General features: G+C 63.0%; 13 protein-coding genes. 7 read left to right on the top strand and 6 right to left on the bottom strand.

All coding sequences use genetic code 11. The annotated features are described in order from the left end of the window. From ACE04A_RS15810 to ACE04A_RS15800, 3 genes are all read left to right on the top strand, one after another. The coding region (locus ACE04A_RS15810) for a VCBS domain-containing protein (protein ID WP_485820289.1) at window positions 1-3117 on the top strand (3117 nt) is incomplete at its 5' end. A 105-nt stretch (window positions 3118-3222) separates the two neighbouring features. Further along, the gene (locus ACE04A_RS15805) at window positions 3223-3906 is read left to right on the top strand and encodes a transglutaminase-like cysteine peptidase (RefSeq protein ID WP_448717215.1); all 684 of its coding nucleotides are present in this window, start codon (window positions 3223-3225) and stop codon (window positions 3904-3906) included. A 17-nt stretch (window positions 3907-3923) separates the two neighbouring features. Continuing rightward, window positions 3924-5870 (top strand): bifunctional diguanylate cyclase/phosphodiesterase, encoded by a 1947-nt coding sequence (locus ACE04A_RS15800; RefSeq protein WP_448717214.1) that lies wholly within the window; start codon window positions 3924-3926, stop codon window positions 5868-5870. An 83-nt stretch (window positions 5871-5953) separates the two neighbouring features. On the opposite strand, the gene ACE04A_RS15795 is transcribed toward ACE04A_RS15800, so the two are convergent. The 3 genes from ACE04A_RS15795 to ACE04A_RS15785 are packed head-to-tail and all read right to left on the bottom strand — an operon-like array spanning window position 5954 to window position 9307. Then, on the bottom strand, window positions 5954-6781 hold the full coding sequence (locus ACE04A_RS15795; RefSeq protein ID WP_259253100.1) for a M48 family metallopeptidase: 828 nt from the start codon (window positions 6779-6781) through the stop codon (window positions 5954-5956). 39 nt (window positions 6782-6820) lie between these two features. Next, window positions 6821-7888, bottom strand: coding sequence for a chorismate synthase (gene aroC / locus ACE04A_RS15790; protein WP_448717212.1), 1068 nt, complete (start codon window positions 7886-7888; stop codon window positions 6821-6823). 36 nt (window positions 7889-7924) lie between these two features. Next, window positions 7925-9307: a putative bifunctional diguanylate cyclase/phosphodiesterase gene (locus ACE04A_RS15785; protein WP_259253102.1), complete on the bottom strand. Its 1383-nt coding sequence runs from the start codon at window positions 9305-9307 to the stop codon at window positions 7925-7927. Between the two features lie 603 nt (window positions 9308-9910). Here ACE04A_RS15785 and ACE04A_RS15780 point away from each other — a divergent pair. Both ACE04A_RS15780 and ACE04A_RS15775 read left to right on the top strand, forming a co-directional pair. Further along, window positions 9911-11803, top strand: coding sequence for a bifunctional diguanylate cyclase/phosphodiesterase (locus tag ACE04A_RS15780; protein WP_448717210.1), 1893 nt, complete (start codon window positions 9911-9913; stop codon window positions 11801-11803). An 80-nt stretch (window positions 11804-11883) separates the two neighbouring features. Next, window positions 11884-13407 carry a sensor histidine kinase gene (locus tag ACE04A_RS15775; RefSeq protein WP_448717209.1) on the top strand — a complete coding sequence of 508 codons (1524 nt, stop codon included), beginning with the start codon at window positions 11884-11886 and terminating at the stop codon, window positions 13405-13407. Here the strand turns inward: ACE04A_RS15775 and ACE04A_RS15770 are convergent. The 3 genes from ACE04A_RS15770 to ACE04A_RS15760 form a co-directional block, all read right to left on the bottom strand. After that, a complete protein-coding gene (locus ACE04A_RS15770) occupies window positions 13389-14108 on the bottom strand; it encodes a response regulator transcription factor (protein ID WP_100855109.1) in 720 nt (239 codons plus the stop codon). The two genes, ACE04A_RS15775 and ACE04A_RS15770, sit on opposite strands and share 19 nt — an antisense overlap. Before the next feature lie 214 nt (window positions 14109-14322). Then, a complete protein-coding gene (locus ACE04A_RS15765) occupies window positions 14323-15819 on the bottom strand; it encodes a protein adenylyltransferase SelO (RefSeq protein WP_448717207.1) in 1497 nt (498 codons plus the stop codon). Beyond that, window positions 15816-16187, bottom strand: coding sequence for a DUF2069 domain-containing protein (locus ACE04A_RS15760; protein ID WP_100855107.1), 372 nt, complete (start codon window positions 16185-16187; stop codon window positions 15816-15818). The genes ACE04A_RS15765 and ACE04A_RS15760 overlap by 4 nt, the downstream gene beginning before the upstream one ends. A gap of 17 nt (window positions 16188-16204) precedes the next feature. On the opposite strand from ACE04A_RS15760, the gene ACE04A_RS15755 reads away from it, so the two are divergent. Beyond that, on the top strand, window positions 16205-17518 hold the full coding sequence (locus ACE04A_RS15755; protein ID WP_485820288.1) for a YihY family inner membrane protein: 1314 nt from the start codon (window positions 16205-16207) through the stop codon (window positions 17516-17518). A gap of 36 nt (window positions 17519-17554) precedes the next feature. Next, window positions 17555-18013, top strand: coding sequence for a CBS domain-containing protein (locus ACE04A_RS15750; RefSeq protein ID WP_042792875.1), 459 nt, complete (start codon window positions 17555-17557; stop codon window positions 18011-18013). The last annotated feature ends 58 nt before the right edge of the window (window positions 18014-18071 follow it).

The raw sequence follows: 18071 nt of genomic DNA, 5'->3' as shown, positions 1-18071 counted from the left end.
TACACCTACAAGGTGGACAACGCCGCCGTACAGTTCCTGAAGGCCGGCCAGTCCATCGTCGAGACCTACACGGTCGCGTCCGCTGACGGCACCGCCACCAGCACCATTACCATCACCATCAACGGCACCAATGACCTGCCGACGGTGACCAATGACGCGAAGTCGGTCACCGAAGACGTCGGCGTGTCAGGTGGCAAGCTCAGCGTGAACGGCGCGGTCACCATCAGCGACGCCGACGCCGGCGAGTCGACCTTCAATGCGAGCTCCCTCAAGTTCACCGGCAGCACGCATGCTGGTGGCCAGCTGGGCGCGGTCACCATCAACGCCGACGGCACGTACACCTACAAGGTGGACAACGCCGCCGTGCAGTTCCTGAAGGCTGGCCAATCTGTCGTCGAGACCTACACGGTCGCGTCCGCTGACGGCACCGCCACCAGCACCATTACCATCACCATCAACGGCACCAATGACCTGCCGGTGATCCAAGCTCAAACCAACCACGGCCTGGAAGACCAAACGGTGTCCGGCAACGTGCTGAGCGGTGCCGGCGACCGGGACAACGATGCACTGAGCGTCGCCGAATTCACCATCAATGGCACGAAGTATGCTGCTGGCGCCACCGCCAACATCGTGGGCGTTGGCTCGATCTTCATCAATGCCGATGGCGGCTATGTCTTCACGCCGAACGCCAACTGGAATGGTGTGGTGCCGCAAATCACCTACACCGTGACGGACGGCACGGGCCAGGTCTCTTCCTCGCTGGACATCGATGTCCTGCCCGTGAACGACGCGCCTGTGTCCAAGGATGGTTTCGGCAGCGTGACCGAGGGCAAGGACTACGTGTTCGGCACGAAGGACTTCGCGTTCTCGGATCCGGTGGAAGGCCATTCGATGAAGTCGGTGATCATCGATTCCCTGCCTTCGGGCGGCACGCTGTACCTCAATGGCCAGGCAGTGACGCAAGGCCAGGAGATCAGCGCGGCGGATCTCGCCGGCGGCAAGCTGTTATACACGCCGAACACCTCGAACGTTGGCGAGAACGCGGGCGCGTCCTTCCAGTTCCAAGTCAAGGACACCGGCGGCACTGCCAACGGCGGCCAGGACACGTCCAGCGAGCAGACGTTCACGCTGCATGTCGACCAGTTCACCACAGGCAATAACGGCGACGAAACCGTGAAGGGCGGATCCGGCGACGACGTGTTGTTGGGCGACCAGGGCGGCATGGTGAAGAATGTGACCCCGGGCGCGAGCTATAACATCGCGCTGGTGTTGGATCTGTCGGGTTCGATGGACTATTACTGGGGCAGCGGATCCAACCAAGAGCGACGCCTCGAGACCGCCAAGAAGGCCCTCAAGGCGCTGCTTGAAAATCAGCTGGCGATGCACGATGGCACGATCAACGTGTCACTGATCACCTTCGCGGATAGCAGCGCCAAGCTGCAGAAGGAAATCTCTGGCCTGAACTCCAGCAATGTCGACGAAATGGTAGACATTCTGATGGGTCTGAAGGCTGACGGAGGTACTCCCTATGGCGCTGCCTTCCACGAAGCCAAGGACTGGTTCGACGGCCAGCCCACGGTAGATGCCAACGGCAAACCGTACGAGAACCTGACGTTCTTCCTGACGGACGGCGAGCCTACCTCCGAAGGGTGGTGGGGCTATGACCGAGACGCCGAGTTCAACTCCCTGGCCGGCGTGAGCGACGTGCACGGCATAGGCATCGGCTCGGGTGTATCCACTTCCACACTTAATCAGTACGACAACACCGGCGGCCGCTATACCTCTGGCGGCGAGATCTACGCGAACTTCTCCGGAACCTCGGGAGCGAATAATCCCGCCAACTGGCAGAAGGACGGAGACGGCTCTGCGGCGAAAAGCGGCAATGCGATGCGCCTCACCGACACGACGGCGGACGGTAAAGAATTTACCGTGACCATGAATGCCGCCAACAAGATGGTCGTGAACAGCGCCGGCGGCGCCACGTTCAGCTTCGACGCAAGCGTCGCCAACAAGGGAACCGGCGATACCTTCAAGTGGGTGTTGTTGAAGTGGAATGGCACCGCCTGGGCGCCGGTGGAGTCGGGCTCGGAAGCCAACACCCGCTCGAGCATCCACGGCCCTGGCCAGTACCTGTATCAGTTCACCCTCAATGACAAGAGTTCGAGCAACAGCGCGTTCCGAGTAGATATCGACAATATCCGCTCGTACACGTCGGGCCGCACCGACAACTCGCAAGTGGTGCTGAGCCCGTCGGACCTGGAGTCGGCGCTGGCCGGTGGCAGCACAACTACCGAACTGGCTCCGGTCGGCAACGACAAGATATTCGGCGGCGACGGCAACGACATCCTGTTCGGCGACACGGTCAATACCGATCAGTTGCCCTGGGGCATTGGCGGCAATCCGGCCAAGCCGGCCGACCTGGGTGACGGCGCTGGCCTGGATGGTCTGAAGCAGTTCCTGCTGCTGAAGAACGGCGTGCAGCCCACGGATGCCGATCTGCACAAGTTCATCCTGGACAATCACTCGATCTTCGATGTGCAGGGCGACGCGCGCGGCGGCAATGACGAATTGCACGGCGGCAATGGCAACGACATCATCTACGGCCAGGGCGGCAACGACACCCTGTACGGCGATGCTGGCAATGACACGTTGTATGGCGGCACCGGCAGCGACACGTTGTACGGCGGCGACGGCAATGACGTCCTGATCGGCGGCCAGGGCAACGACATCCTTGTCGGCGGCGCAGGCAGCGACACGTTCAAGTGGGAACTCAACGACCAGGGCACCGTCGGTGCCCCGGCCGTGGACACAATCAAGGATTTCTCGAAGGCCTCGATCGCCGATGGCGGCGATGTCCTGGACCTGAAGGAACTTCTCGTGGGCGAGCACGACGGCAACTTGTCGCAGTATCTGAACTTCAAGCAGGATCCGGCCAACTCCAACAACACGCTCGTCGAGATCAACACCCAGGGCAAGCTTGGCACCCAGGGCGCCGACCAGAAGATCGTGCTGGAAAACGTGGACCTCACGCATGACGCCAACGGCCAGGTCATGAGCAACCAGGCCATCATCAATGACCTGCTGCAGAAGGGGAAGCTGAACGTCGACCACAGCTAAGCCCTAGGCATCAAGGGGACGGCGGGCAGCCGCCCTCCCCTTGAACCTGCCATATTTTTTGCTGACACGTCTTTCATGAGTCGGAAAAATGTGAAAATCCGTTTCATGTCTTCGACTCACCGTTACCGCGGCTTTGTAAACCTGTGTCGGCTGGTGTTGCTGTGCCTGGCTTGCGTCTGGGGCGGAAGTTTCGCGCTGGAGCTCAGCTCGGAACGGCTGCAAAGCCTGGCCGCCAGCCGCTATGGCGCGAAGGGCGCGAAGTCTGTTGGCAACTGGCTGCAGTTGATGCGCAGCCCGCCCCCGTCACAAGAGCGGGACAAGCTGACGAGCGCCAACGATTTCTGGAACCAGGCGCTGCTGTCCGCCGAAGACATCACCCTCTGGAAGCAGGCCGATTACTGGGCCACGCCGCTCGAATCGCTGGGCCGAGGCGCCGGCGACTGTGAAGACTACGTCATCGGCAAGTACTTCACCCTGTTGGCGATGGGTGTGCCCGCCAACAAGCTGCGTTTCATCTACGTCCGCGCGCGCGTGGGCGGGCCGGCCAGCAGCAGCCAGGTCGCCCACATGGTGCTGGGCTACTACGACACGCCAAACGCTGTTCCGCTGGTGCTGGACAGCCTGATCTCAACCATCTTGCCGGCCACGCAACGTCGCGACCTGACGCCGGTATTCAGTTTCAACGCCGACGGTGTCTACGTTGACGGCAAGCCTGCCGCGCCGGTTGACCGACTCAGCCGCTGGCGTGATCTACTTCAACGCATGGAACGGGACGGCATACGCCCCTGATGGCCGGAAACAAGACTATGTCCATACTTCGACAGTTACTGCTTAGCGTGACCCTCGCGATCGGCGTCATCCTGCTGGGCACGTTGGCGCTTAGCATCAACTCGGCGCGCGAATACCTGTCTGGCCAGTTGCAGGTGCAAAGCACCGACGCGGCCGTGTCGCTGGCATTGTCCTTGTCGCAACCCGCCAATAACGATCCGGTGCTGCAGGAATTGCTGATCTCGGCACTGTACGACGGGGGGCACTTCTCGCTGGTGCGTCTGGCGGACCCCGAAGGCAAGGTGCTGATCGAGCGCAAGTCCACGGCCACGCCGAACGCGGTTCCCGCCTGGTTTCAGAAGCTGGCGCCGCTGGACACGCAACCGGCCAGCCACGCGGTCAGCGACGGCTGGCGTCAGGTGGGCGAAGTGACCTTGATCGCCAATGACTCTTACGCCTGGGAAGCCCTGTGGCGCAGCAGCGTGAAGATGATCGCGCTGGTGGTGGGCGCCGGCGTGTTGTGGGCCGTGTTTGCCTTTGTGCTGGTGGGGTGGATCAAGAACCGTCTGCTGCGCGAGATCAGCGACCATGTCCGCAGCATCGGCCAAGACACCCCGCCCGAACAAGTCGAGGCGCGCGTGCCCGAGTTGTCTGGCGTGGTGCAGGCGTTGAACCAGACCCGCGAGCGGGTGTATGCCAGCGTGGAAGAACAGAATGCCAAGATCGAATCGCTGGAACTGGAACTGAACCAGGACTCGGTCACCCGCTTGCCGAACCGCAAGTATTTCGTGAATGAATTCCGGCGCGCACTTGAAGCGCCGACCGTGGCGGGCGGGCACGTGCTGGTGTTCCGCCAACGCGACCTGGCTGACCTGAACCGCCACATGCCGCGCGAATTCATCGACCAATGGCTACGCGCCGCGTGCGAACGGATTCAGGGTGCGCTGAAGGCGCTGCACGTGGCGTCGCCCTTGCTGGCCCGCCTGAACGGCTCGGACTTCGCGTTGTTGCTGCCGGGCTGCGCGGCGCCACAGGCCATGATGGTGGCCGAGCAGCTCCGGGCCGACCTGCATGCCACGCGCATTCCCGTGGGTGAAGGCCACCTTTGCCGCTGGGCCCTGGCCATGACGGATTACGGCCAGGGCAACCAGGCCGGCCCGGTACTGGCGCGCCTGGACTTCGGCCTGATGCGCGCGGAAAGCGCCAACAACGATCAGGTCGTGATCGCGGGCGCGACGGATATGCAATCGCCATCGGAATCGGGAGAGCGGGCCTGGAAGGACGCCATTCTGTCCGCGCTGGAAGACAAGCACTTCGAACTGGCCACGGAACGGCTGCTGGCGGCCGACGGCACCGCCTTGCGTACCGAGGCCATGCTGATGCTGCGCACGTCCGCCGATCAGGTTGCCATTCCCGCCACGCTGTTCATCCCCCCCGCCGTGCGCCTGGATCTGGTGGCGGATTGCGACCTGGAATCGGTGCGCCTGGGCCTGGATTGGCTTGCCGCCCATGACGGTGAACTGGCGGTGCGGGTCGCCCTGCCGTCCTTGCGCGGCCAGAAGTTCTTCCGCCAATTGGCCCTGATGCTGACGGAACACCGGCCCTTGGCCCATCGTCTGTTTCTGGAGATTGATGCGCATGGCCTGGTGGAATGCCATGAGCAGATCGCCACGCTGGCCCGCGTTGTCTCGGACTTTGGCGCGCATATTGGCGTGCGCCGTCTGGCGCAGCAATTCGGCGCGGTGGCCCAATTGCACACGCTGCCTTTGTCCTACGTAAAACTGGGCGGTGGCTTTGTTGGAGGGATGTCGCAAAGCCCGGGCAGCCAACAGTTGACGGCCTCGGTGCTGGAAACCGCTCGTGCCTTGAACATCGACGTATACGCCGAAGACGTGCCGGACGCTGAAACGCAGCGCATCCTGGCCGGCTTGGGCATCGAGGTCATGCGTGGTCCGGGCGTGAAGCGCACGGCAAACCCGGCGTAGCCGCGCCGCGCATCAACGAATAAGCCGCCCGGGTTTGACCCCGGGCGGCTTATTTTTTGCGTGGCTGCCGCGCGATGACGACTCTATTTCTTCGCCTGCTGGTACAGCGGCAATACTTGCTGGGCGGCGGCTTGCAGATCAGTGATGCGGGACTCGGCCGACGGGTGCGTCGACAAGATTTCCGGCGGCGCACTGCCGCTACTGGCCGCCCCCATCTTTTGCCATAACGTCACGGCGGCGCGCGGGTCGTACCCTGCCCGGGCCGCCAGTTCGACACCCATGCGATCCGCTTCTGTTTCATGTGTGCGGCTGTTGGGCAACGAGAACATCACGTCGGTAAGCTGGCCGCCCAAGTCGGAAGCGGCACTGGAACCCGTGGCGATGGACAGCACGGACAAGCCCAGGTTCGTTGCCATCTGCTGCGAAACACGCTCGCGCGCATGCTCGCGCAACGCGTGGGCAATCTCGTGGCCGATCACCGCGGCAAGCTCATCGTCGGTGGGTTTGATCTTCGAGATCAGGCCGGTATAGACGGCGATCTTGCCTCCGGGCATGCACCAGGCGTTGACCTCGTCGCTGGACAAGACGTGGACTTCCCATTTCCAGCCCGCCGCATCTGGGCGAAAAATGCCCGCCTGCGCAACAAGCCGCTGGGAAATGGTGCGCACGCGCGACAATTGCTGCGCATCACGATCCAGCAAGCCCTTGGCTTGCGCCTGTTTGAGGATATCGGCGTATTGCTGGCTGGCTTCCTGCTCCAGCGCTTGGGACGGCACCAGGCTGGACATGTACTGCGTCCGGTTGACGCCGATGGCGCCGGACTGCGTGGTGTTCATGCCGGTACAGCCCGCCAACACGGCCAGGGCAAGCGCGGCCCCCGCGCCGCGCAACAGATGACGTTTACGATTCATGACGGCCTCCTGGAAACGATGGCGAGAATGCCGGGGGGATCAGAGGGGATCGCCGCACTGCCCGCGGTGGCGCAGCGCGTGGTCGATCAGCACCAGCGCCAGCATGGCTTCCGCGATGGGCGTTGCGCGAATGCCGACGCAAGGGTCGTGGCGGCCCAGCGTTTGCACCATCACGGGTTCGTTCGCGCGGTTCACCGAGCGACGTTCCACGCGGATGCTGGACGTGGGCTTGATGGCCAGCGACACGGTGATCGGCTGGCCCGTTGAAATGCCGCCCAACACGCCGCCGGCGTGATTGGTCAGAAAGCCATCAGGCGTGATTTCGTCACCATGCTCGGAGCCGCGCTGCGCAATGCAGTCAAAGCCCGCGCCGATGGACACGCCCTTGACGGCGTTCAGCCCCATCATCACGTGCGCGATGTCGGCGTCCAGGCGGTCGTAGATGGGTTCGCCCCAGCCCGCGGGCAGGTTTTCGGCCACGACTTCAATGCGCGCGCCGACGGAATCGCCATCGCGGCGCAACTGGTCCATATAGGCTTCCAGTTCCGGCACGACCTCGGCGTTGGGTGCGTAGAAGGGGTTGTTGGGCACTTCGCCCCAGGACAGGAACGGGATGGCCACCGGGCCCAACTGGCTCATGTAGCCGCGCACCTTGACGCCGTATTGCTCGGCCAGCCACTTCTTGGCGATGGCGCCCGCCGCGACCGTGGGCGCCGTCAGGCGGGCCGATGAACGGCCGCCGCCGCGCGGGTCACGCACGCCGAACTTGCGCCAGTAGGCGTAATCGGCGTGGCCGGGCCGAAACGTGTCGGCGATGTTCGAATAGTCTTTGCTGCGGGCATCGGTGTTGCGGATCAGCAGGCCAATCGGCGTGCCGGTGGTGACACCTTCATATACCCCGGACAGGATTTCGACCTGATCGGCTTCCTGGCGCTGCGTGACATGGCGCGAGGTGCCCGGGCGGCGGCGATCCAGTTCCAACTGGATATCGGACGCGTCCAGGCTCAACCCCGGAGGGCAGCCATCCACGACGCAACCGATAGCCGGCCCGTGGGATTCGCCGAAATTCGTGACGGTAAAAAGAGTACCTAGGGTATTGCCGGGCATAGGGAGTCAACAGGTCGGGTTTGCAAGCAACCCCGATTATGACACCGCCAGGGCCAAAGCCTGGATTTCAGCAGCCGGCGCTGGCCGCCCAAGTAGAAAACCCTGCATCACGCGGCAGCCCAACGATTTCAGGATTTCGCGCTGGCCTTCGGTTTCAACGCCTTCGGCCACGACAGGCAGCCGCATCGCCTGGCATAGGCCGAACAGCGCCGAGACAACCTCGCGGCTGCCAGCGTCGGACTCCAGCGCGGAAATGAAGCTGCGATCAATCTTCACCCAATCAATGGGCAAATGGCGCAGATGATTCAGGCTGGAATAACCGCAACCGAAATCGTCCAGCGCAATGCCGATGCCCTGGGCGCGCAGCGTGTTCAGCATCTTCACGTGCCTTTCGTAGTGCAGGATGAAGATCGATTCCGTGATCTCCAGCACCAGCTTGCGCGGCGACAGTTGCGTGGTGGCCAAGACGTCGGACACCAATTGCACCAGCCCGTCTTCATTCATCTGCTTGACGGACAGGTTCACATGCACACGCCAGGCCGGCGGCCACAAGGCGGCCTGCGAACACGCGCGTTCCAGAATCCAAGCGCCCAGGGGCACAATCAGCCCGCTGCGCTCGGCCAGCTCAATGGTGACGGCTGGCGACACGCTGCCCAGCGTCGGGTGATGCCAGCGCAACAGCGCTTCGCACCCCTGCACCACGCCCGAGCCGCTATCGCAGACCGGCTGGTAAAAGAGCTCGAATTGCTCCATGGCCGGCGTGGTCAAGGCCAGTCGCAGGTCATTCTCCAGACCCTGCTGGTCTCGGTGCCGCGCCAACAGTCGGAAATCGAACAGATTCCACCCTGGCCCGCCGCGCTCTTTGAGGGGCACCAGCGCCACCTGCACGCAACGTTGCAGTTCTTCAACCGTGCGCCCATGTTCCGGGTACAAAGCCGCGCCCACCCTGAACACAGCGATCAGGGGACGCCCACCTAGTTCATAGGGCTCGCTCAGGTCTTCCAGCAATTTGGTGGACACCTGGGCGGCGCCCACCTCGTCCACTTCCGGCACGCAGATGGTGAAGGTGTCGGTGCCGCTGCGGGCGACCATACCGCCCAGCGTGCGCGTGATCAGGCTCAGGCGGTTGGCGACATGCACCAAAAGCGTCTGGTCTTCGCCCGCGCGCAGCATGGCGCTGATCTCGGCGTATTGCTCGAAACTGACAAGAAAAAATGCGCCTCGGCGCGCAGGCCCGTCTTTTTGCGCCAGCCAGACTCGGGCGCGCCGATGCAATTCCTGCTGGCTCAAGACGCCAGTGAGCTCGTCGCGCGTCAGGCGGTGACGCAGCGCACGATCGCGGCGCACGAAAAACCAACTTATCGCTGCCAGTGCGCCCGTGAGCGTCAGGCACAGTGCGAGCAGGTAACTCTCACGCACGGAGCCCCCTATCTAGATACCTTTGGCGTTGCGGTCCAGGAAAGAACCCAAAGGCTGTAACATTTTTTAAATTATGCATTATTTTCGCAAAAAAACGCCACACTTCGGAGGCAACGCGCCTCTTTTCCTTGAAATCTGAAGGCTCTTTACTCGCTTGCGGGTGGTCATGTCGGTCCTTGGTCGCAGAGTGCCGGCCGGTCCCTTGACCCATGCCCTGCCCTTACTACGACAGCGAAGCCCCAAAAATTAATACGCCCTGTCTCAATAGTTCTCAAGCTTGCGATCATCACAATCGAAATAATTGCATAGCTCGTCTGACGTTGCGCCGAATTTCGTAATATTCTGTACGTTATGTGACATGCCGAATTACAGTGTAAGCGGTGCCGCTGGAGTATTAGTAACGTGTGTCACGTTTCTTATCCAGGCTTCTTTACGTCGAGCACCCTCGTTGCCCGACGCCCTTTAACCGGCGGCCATGTAGTCTTCGACACGCGCGCTTGCTGCCCGCAAAGGGAACTCAACCACATGTCGACATTACGCCGATTACTTTTTTGCACTGCTCTCCTGGTCGGCTTCATCCTGCTTGGCGCTCAGGCGCTGGGGATGCTGGCCGCCCATCGCTATCTGAACACCCAACTTGCTCAGCAGAGCGAAAGCGGGGCCAGCGCACTGGCGTGGGCCTTGGCGCATGCCTCGTCCAGCCACGAAGAACGGGCGGCATTGGCTGATGAATTGTTCGAACAAGGGCTGTATACGCAGGTGCGCATCACCAACGAAGGCGATGCCTCCGTCATTGAGCGGAACAGCCCGCAGGCCTCCACCGCCCGCAACGGCGATTGGCGCAGTGCCTGGCTGATGGTCCAGGCCCCGTCGATATCGCGTCCCTATGTGTCGTTGGACGGCGGCGCGCGCGGCACGGTAACGGTGCAAGCGGATACCCGACTGGCGCGCGACACGCTGTGGCAAGGTGGCGTCCGCGTCCTGGGGCTGGTGTTGGCGGCAGGCGTCTTCTGGGCGCTTTTTGCCATCAACCTGGTGCGATGGATCGAGGCGAGGACGTCGCGCGATATCTGCGAACGGGTACGCGCCTTGGCGCCCGGCCACAATGCCCCGCCAAGCGGATCGTGTGAACTGGCGGGCGTGGACCAGGCCCTGGTTGACGCGCAGCGGCGAGTGGCCGCCACCGTCGAAGAACAGAATGCCAAGATCGAATCACTGCAAAGCGAAATCTACCGGGATCCGATCACCCGCCTATCCAACCGCAAGCATTTCATTGACCAATTCCGAGCGGCACTGGCCGATAAAACCGGGGAAGCGGGCGGCCACGTCCTGATGTTCCGCCAGCGCGATCTGGCCCAGATCAACCGCCATCTATCGCGCGCGTTCACGGATCAATGGCTGCGATCCTCGTCTGACCGCTTGCGCAAGCTGATTACCGAATTTGGCGGACCCACGGCGCAACTTGCCCGGATCAGCGGCTCGGACTTCGCGCTCTTGATGCCCCGGACCTCGGCGCCGCAGGCCAGCGTGCTGGCCGAACGGGTGCGACGTGAATTGCGTTCGCTGCGGGTGCCCATGGACAAGTACGGATGGTGCCGATGGGCGCTGGCGATGGCCGCTTACGCCCCCGGTGACAACATGAGCGATACGCTGGCGCGACTGGACCACGCCCTGATGTGCGCCGAAAGCGCCGAAGACGATCAGATCACCCCCGCCAGCCAGGCGGCCGACAGCACGCGCATCGGTGAATACAGTTGGCACGACGCCCTGGTCACCGCCCTGGAACAGCACCGGTTTTCGCTATCGGTGCTGCCGCTGCATGCGGTGCAGGGCGAACTGCTGCACCATGAAGCCAGCCTGATGTTGCACGACACGACCGATGGCGATCCCGTTCCGGCTTCGATTTTCATGCCGCCCGCGGTTCGCCTGGGCCTGTCGGCCGAATGCGACATACAGGCTATCCGCTTGGGACTGGACTGGCTGTTCACCCATTCGGCGGCGCTGACGGTGCCGATTTCCTTGGCGTCGCTGGCGCAAAGCTCGTTCCTGTCGCGGCTTGAACGCATGCTGGCCGACCGCCCGGCATTGACCGTGCGCCTGATCATCGAGGTAGATGCCGACGGCTTGATCGAGCAAGCCTCCGATCTGCGCCAGCTTTGCAACATCGTCACCGCTGCGGGCGGCCGCGTGGGCCTGTCGCGGCTGTCGCAGCAATTTGGCGCCATGGAACGGCTGCACGAGTTCCCCGTGTCGTATTTGAAGCTGTGCGGCAGTTTCATTACCGGCTTGCTTTACAGCCCCGGCAGCCAGCACCTGGCCGCCACCGTCATGACCACCGCGGCGACCCTGGGCATGGCCGTCTACGCCGAAGACGTGCCCGACCTGGCCACCCAGGACATCCTGGAAGATCTGGGCGTCCGCGCGATACGCGGGGCTGTCGTAAACTTCGCCCTTACGCGCGAACTCGCGCCGGATCATCAATGGGTTCCTAGTTGACGGAAGGACTGTTTCTTCGCACCCGCTGTTTTTTCCACCAACGCGGTGCACGACGCGCCACCGCCGGATCGCAGGCCCTCTTGTTGCGACTCGGCATGCTGGCGTGCGCGTTCTTCTGGCCTGGCGCGGTGCTGGCCCGTGGCATCACTTCCCCTTACGAAGACCTCCTGCTTGGCTTGACCGCGGGCGTGGCGATGACGTGCGGCCTGGCGTGCCTGATGGCCTGGGTCTGCACCCGGTCGTCGCTTTTTGGCGCGGGCCTGGCCTTCATGGTGCTGGAAGGCGTATTCCGTTCGTTACCCACGCTGCTGCCGCCCGGTGCGTTGCAGGCCGGCTCTTTTGCCGCGCTATTGGCGCTGACCGCTCCGCTGCTGATGGGGGCGCCTCAGCCGGGGTCGCCTCAGCCGGGGTCGCCTAAGACGGGGTCGCCACATGCCGCCAGGGTTGCAAGCGCCTGCCGCGGCCTCAGCATGGCGCTGGCGTGCGTGGCAGCGTTGGCGCTGATCTTTGTCTATGAAACCGAAAGCGGCCTGATTCCAGCCGTCATCGCCGGAACCTGTGCCTGCCTGAGCGTGGCGCTGACGGCCTGGTTCGCGGTGCAAGCCGTTCAGCGCAAAGCCGGCCGCCCTTTGACAATAGCCTTGGTCTGCATCTATGCGGCATCGGCGTGGATGCTAGGCCATGATGCCTGGCTGTCCAACGGTGCCGACACCACCGGCACGCCGATTGAGCTTGCCAGGCTGTTGCTCGTGGCCGGTGCGCTGCTGGGCGTGGCGCTAAGGTGGCAAAGCCATGGGCCCATTGCCGTGCGTCGCGGCGTTCACGACCATGCCGATGCCGAACACGTGGCGCAGGGCGAACTGCGCGTGGCGGAACTGGCCGGAGCGCTGGACACGCAACGCCAAATGAACGCTTTGATTTCGCATGAACTGCGGGCGCCGCTATCCACCATCAGTGCGGCGGCGCAATCCCTGGACATGATCCTGTCCGACAGCGGTGAAGCCGTCGACACGCGCCTGGCCCGCATCCACCGCTCTGTGGCGCGCATGACGGAATTGATGGATCAGTTGCTGAATCAGGACCGTCTGGGCGATCAGGCCTGGACGCCGCGAGGCGAACATACCGACCTGGCTGAACTGGCGCGCGACGTGGCGGCGGCGATGCAACCCGACACCGCTCATGCGCTGATGGTTCAAGCGGACGACCCCTTGCCCGTGTTTTGCGACCGTCCGCTGACCAGCGTCGTGGTGCGCAACCTGATTCACAACGCGATCAAATATTCGCCGGCCAATGAACCCGTCAGGGTAGAAACCGGCCAGGTTCGCGTCGGTGACGCGCAAATGGCATGGCTGGCCGTGGTGGACCGTGGCCCGGGTATTGAAGATCAGGAGCAGGCGCGTGTGTTCGAACCGCATTTCCGGCGTTCCGCGCATCGGGAAACGCAGGGCATGGGTATTGGGCTATATCTGGCTCGGCGCATTTGTCAGAACCAGGGGGGCTCGCTGACCCTGCAGAGCAAGGTCGGCGTGGGCACCCGCTTTGTCATCACCCTGCCCGTCAACGAGCCCGGCCAATCTGGCGCGAATCAGGCCGCGAACACGTAGCCTTGGCCGCGCACCGACAAGACCGGCAGCTTGAGGCCGGCGGTTTGCGCCTTGGCGCGCAGCCGGCTGACCAGCACATCGATGCGGCGCAGTTCGAAGCCACCTGGACTCTCGGGCAAGAACAATTCCGCCAATACCTGGCGGCTGACGGCATTGCCGGCCGCATCCATCAGGGCCATCAGGAACGTCCGTTCCTGCGCGCTCAAGTGCAGCGATGCGCCGTCTGGCGCCACCAGGATCCAGCCCCCGTCCTGCAATGACCAGGTGCTGTCCGCCGATGCCCGCGATTCAGCGTCGGCCGGACGCGGCGCCTTGGCCAGCCGCATGCGGCGAGCCAGGCTGCGAATCACGGAGCTGAGCTCAAGCAAGTCCACAGGCTTGGTCATATAGACGTCCGCGCCGCCCTCCAGGCCGCGCACCCGGTCTTCCAGGGCGCTACGACCTGTCAGCATGACAATGCCTACCGGGCTCAAGGCCCGCAGCCGAGTGGCGACGGAAAAGCCGTCTTCGCCTGGAAGATGCGCATCCAGGATGACGATGTCGCACGGCTGCTCCTGCAGCCGACGATAAAACGCCGCCGCATTGTCACAAGCAAACGCTACCCGAAAACCATAGCCGCCCAGGCCTAACGCCAGTTCCTCTCGGAAGTCGGCGTCATCCTCAAGCAGACCGATACATAGCAAACCATCTGCGCCAGGCATATTCAGAGTGCTTTATATTGAAAATTGTCGACAAATGCCCCATGGATGCGGTATGCGATCCTGAGTGTCCAACAGGCGACAATCTTACGAGATTTACAATGGAAACGAATGATTGCAGTGAAAAAAAGCGTGATATTTCGCTCTCTATCACCGCTTTTTCGCGTAAATCACAAGAATTCGGTATGCGTTTCCGCGCGTTTGACGCCAAGTCTTATCAAGATGAGCAACTGACTTCCAAACTTCCGGCCCAATCCGGGGGCAGACCGGCATAGCGTTCATACCCCGGTTGCGCCTCATACGGATTGCGCAGCAGCATCATCAAGGTATCGATTTCGCTTGCGTCGCCCGTCTTTGCCGCCCGGATTGCCTCTTCCGCCAGGTGATTGCGCAATACATACAGGGGGTTGACGCGATTCATGCCGTCAGCGATTTCCTGCGCGGGCCGGCCGTCCTGCGCCTGGCGCGCCAGCAGTCTGTCGAGCCAGGCGGCAGCCGCCGGACGGTCTATGAACAGATCTTCGAACCCATTGCGCTGCCCCAGCACCGCGTCCGCCAGCCGGCGCCATGACAGGGTGAAATCAGCCTGGTTGGCGTCCATCAGCTTGAGCAGGTCGTCCAGCAATGCCTCATCGGCCGGCCGCCATGCCGCCAGCCCCAGCTTGGCGCCCATGCGGTCGTGGAAGGCGCGGGTGAAAACCGCCTCGAACTCGTCCAGCACGGCGCGCAGGCCGTCAACGTCTTGCACCAGCGCATGCAGGCTGCCGCCCAGGCGATACAGATTCCATAGCGCCACAGACGGCTGGCGGTTCCAGGAATAGCGGCCTTCCGAATCGGAATGGTTGCACACGTGCCCCAGGCGGAATCCGTCCATGAAGCCGTACGGGCCGTAATCCAGCGTGAGCCCCAGAATGGACATGTTGTCGGTGTTCATGACGCCATGGCAAAAGCCCACCGCCTGCCAGTCGGCCATCAGCCGCGCCGTGCGGTGCGTGACCTCGCGCAGCAAGTTGATGTAGGGCGTCACGTCATCGTGGGAGTCCTGCGATTGGCCCGACGGCGCCTCGCGGCATTGCGGGTAAAAGCGGTCAATGACATAGTCGGCCAGCGTCTTCAACAATTCCGGCTGTCGGCGCGATGACCAATGTTCAAACGAACCAAATCGAACGAAGCTGGGCGACATTCGCGTCACGATGGCGGCGGTCTCCACGGTTTCGCGCATGACCGGGTCATCCGACACCACCAGCGCCAGTGCGCGCGTCGTGGGAATACCCAGGCCGTGCATGGCTTCGCTGGCCAGGTATTCACGCACTGACGAGCGCAGCACGGCGCGGCCGTCTCCCATGCGTGAGTACGGCGTCATCCCGGCGCCCTTCAGTTGCAGTTCCCAGCCCCCGTCCGGCCCCTGGACCTCGCCCAACAGGTGGGCGCGCCCGTCTCCGAGCTGGCCCGCCCACACGCCGAACTGATGTCCGCTGTAGACCGCGGCCAGCGTGTCGCCGCCCGGCAGCGGTTCCGAACCGGAAAAAACCTGCAAGAACTCGGGCGTCGTCAGGACGGACGGGTCCAGGCCAAGCAGCGCGGCCGCGTCGGCGTTGGCGTGCAACAGGCGCGGTTTATTCAGGCCTTGAGGCGTCAGGCGGGTATAGAAGGCAGCGGGCAACGCGGCAAACGTATTGACCGCGCGCAGTTCGGATAGGGAGTGTGCATTCATGCGCGTTGGCTCCTGGCGGCGCGCTTGGCGGGCCGCACATAGAAAATGGCGCTAAGGAAAAAGGTAGCCGAAAGAACGATTTCGCCCCAGGCCATCAGCACGGAAAGCGGCATCGGGTCGGACATGGCTCGCACCACCCCTTCCATCAGATACAGCAGCGACAACATGGACGCCCACTGATAGGTGTAGAGGTTCCCGCGCAGGATGCCGCGCAGCGGAAACGCCAGCGGCAGCGCCTTCAACAACATCCAGGATCCGCCCGGCCGCAACGGCGCCACCACGGTTTCCCAGGTCACGCACAGGACGATCAGGGCGAACAGCGAAACCGAGGCCAGCAGGCGCAAACGGGGGTTGAGTTCAAGGTTCATGCTGCTATTATCGCCTGATGAATCGCCCCGCCGAGCCCGTCGCCGCCACGCCGGCGGCTACCAAACCCTCGACCCCGCGCTATTCATGGGTTGTCAGGGCAGGCCTTTTTTTTCGGTTCACCCTGCAACGCGCCGGCGAAGAAAAACTTCTGCAAGTCGCGTCCAGCCTCACCTTCACTACGGTGCTGGCCATCGTGCCCATGCTGGCAGTGGTGCTTTCCCTGTTCACCGCCTTCCCGGTGTTTCAGGAGTTCCGTGTCGCCCTTGAAGACTTCCTTGCCAACAGCCTGATGCCGCCGTCCGTCTCGGACAACATCATGGACTACCTGAACCAGTTCGCGCGCCAGGCGTCCCGTCTGACGGCCATTGGCGGCGCGTTCCTGCTGGTGACTTCCCTGCTGTTGATCATGACGATCGACCAGGCCTTCAATGACATCTGGCATGTGTCGCGCCAGCGGCCGCTACGGCAGCGCGCGCTGGTGTATTGGGCCATCATCACGCTGGGGCCGGTCCTGGCCGGCGCCAGCTTGTGGGCCACCTCTTTCGTGGCGCGCGAATCGCTGGGCCTCGTGCGCGACGTCCCGGAAATCATCAGCATCGCCGTTTCCTTCATGCCGCTGATCCTGACGGGTTTGGGCTTTGCGGCCCTGTTCGTCTTCGTTCCCAACCGGGACGTGCTGTGGCGGGACGCGCTGATTGGCGGGGCCGTGACGGCCATCGTCCTGGAAATCATGAAGTCGGGCTTTGCGTACTACCTGACCCGGTTTCCCACTTACACCATCATTTACGGCGCCTTCGCCACACTGCCGATATTTCTGTTGTGGATCTACCTGTCGTGGCTGGCCGTGCTGTTGGGCGCCATCCTGGCTTCCAGCGCACCGCTGATCCGACTTGGCCGCCGCAAGATCAACCGCTACCCCGGCGCGCAATTCGTGGACGCGCTGGACGCCTTGCGCGCCCTGCGCCGCGCGCAGTCCGCTAATCCGCCGGGCCTGCCCGCCAACGTGCTCGCGTCGCAACTGCGCCTGCACCAAGACGAACTGAACGATGTGCTGGAAAAGCTGAGCGCGATGGGTCTGGCCACCCGCAGCCCGGAAGACCTCTGGGTGCTGACCTGCGATGCCCGCGAAACATCGATGGCGCCGGTCGTGGACAATTTTCTGCTGGATCGCGGCCAGGCCCGGGTGCGAAACGACCCGGAGATCCTGCGCGTCGCCTCGTCCGTGATTTCCCAGGAAAATGCGCCAACGCTGGAAGAACTGTGCGGAGAAGCGCAGAATACCGAAAATGGAGTCGCTCCCCTATTGCAGTTGGAAGCGAACAAGAAATAGCAAAGTATCAGGGCGCAGTCCGCCCAGGAGGAACCGATGTTGAAGGTCAGCGAGATTTTGCGCGTCAAGGGCGACACGCTCTATACGGCGTCGCCCGACATGCCTGTGTCCCAGGCCGTGCAAACCATGAGCGAGCAGGACATAGGCTCGCTTGTCATCATGGAATTCGGCACCCTGACCGGCATGCTCACGTTCCGCGAGATCATCCGCCACATGCACGCGCATGGCGGCGCCGGTGAAACCACCATCCGGTCCATCATGGACGACGCGCCGGTCAGCGTGTCCCCAAACACCAGCGCCGACGAAGTACAGCGCCTGATGCTGGAAAAGCATGCGCGCTACATCCCGGTCATGGACGGCCCGACCCTGATGGGCGTCATTTCGTTCTATGACATGGCGCAGGCGATCGTGGCGGCTCAGCAATTTGAAAACAACATGCTGAAAGCCTACATCCGCGACTGGCCAACCGAAAGCGCGGAACCCGCCAAGTCGTGATCACCCCCAGGCTTTGGCGGCAGCAGCCGCCAGCCTGCCGTCAGACCCCCGCCGGGGG

The organism is Achromobacter colocynthidis (assembly GCF_057334535.1).
This window is presented reverse-complemented; position numbering and strand designations above follow the sequence as displayed.

Bases quoted from the DNA above. Each gene is read 5' to 3' on its own strand.
- ACE04A_RS15805 (WP_448717215.1), top strand. From the start codon at position 3,223: ATGTCTTCGACTCACCGTTACCGCGGCTTTGTAAACCTGTGTCGGCTG.
- ACE04A_RS15800 (WP_448717214.1), top strand. From the start codon at position 3,924: ATGTCCATACTTCGACAGTTACTGCTTAGCGTGACCCTCGCGATCGGC.
- ACE04A_RS15795 (WP_259253100.1), bottom strand. From the start codon at position 6,781: ATGAATCGTAAACGTCATCTGTTGCGCGGCGCGGGGGCCGCGCTTGCC.
- aroC (WP_448717212.1), bottom strand. From the start codon at position 7,888: ATGCCCGGCAATACCCTAGGTACTCTTTTTACCGTCACGAATTTCGGC.
- ACE04A_RS15780 (WP_448717210.1), top strand. From the start codon at position 9,911: ATGCTGGCCGCCCATCGCTATCTGAACACCCAACTTGCTCAGCAGAGC.
- ACE04A_RS15770 (WP_100855109.1), bottom strand. From the start codon at position 14,108: ATGCCTGGCGCAGATGGTTTGCTATGTATCGGTCTGCTTGAGGATGAC.
- ACE04A_RS15765 (WP_448717207.1), bottom strand. From the start codon at position 15,819: ATGAATGCACACTCCCTATCCGAACTGCGCGCGGTCAATACGTTTGCC.
- ACE04A_RS15760 (WP_100855107.1), bottom strand. From the start codon at position 16,187: ATGAACCTTGAACTCAACCCCCGTTTGCGCCTGCTGGCCTCGGTTTCG.
- ACE04A_RS15755 (WP_485820288.1), top strand. From the start codon at position 16,205: ATGAATCGCCCCGCCGAGCCCGTCGCCGCCACGCCGGCGGCTACCAAA.
- ACE04A_RS15750 (WP_042792875.1), top strand. From the start codon at position 17,555: ATGTTGAAGGTCAGCGAGATTTTGCGCGTCAAGGGCGACACGCTCTAT.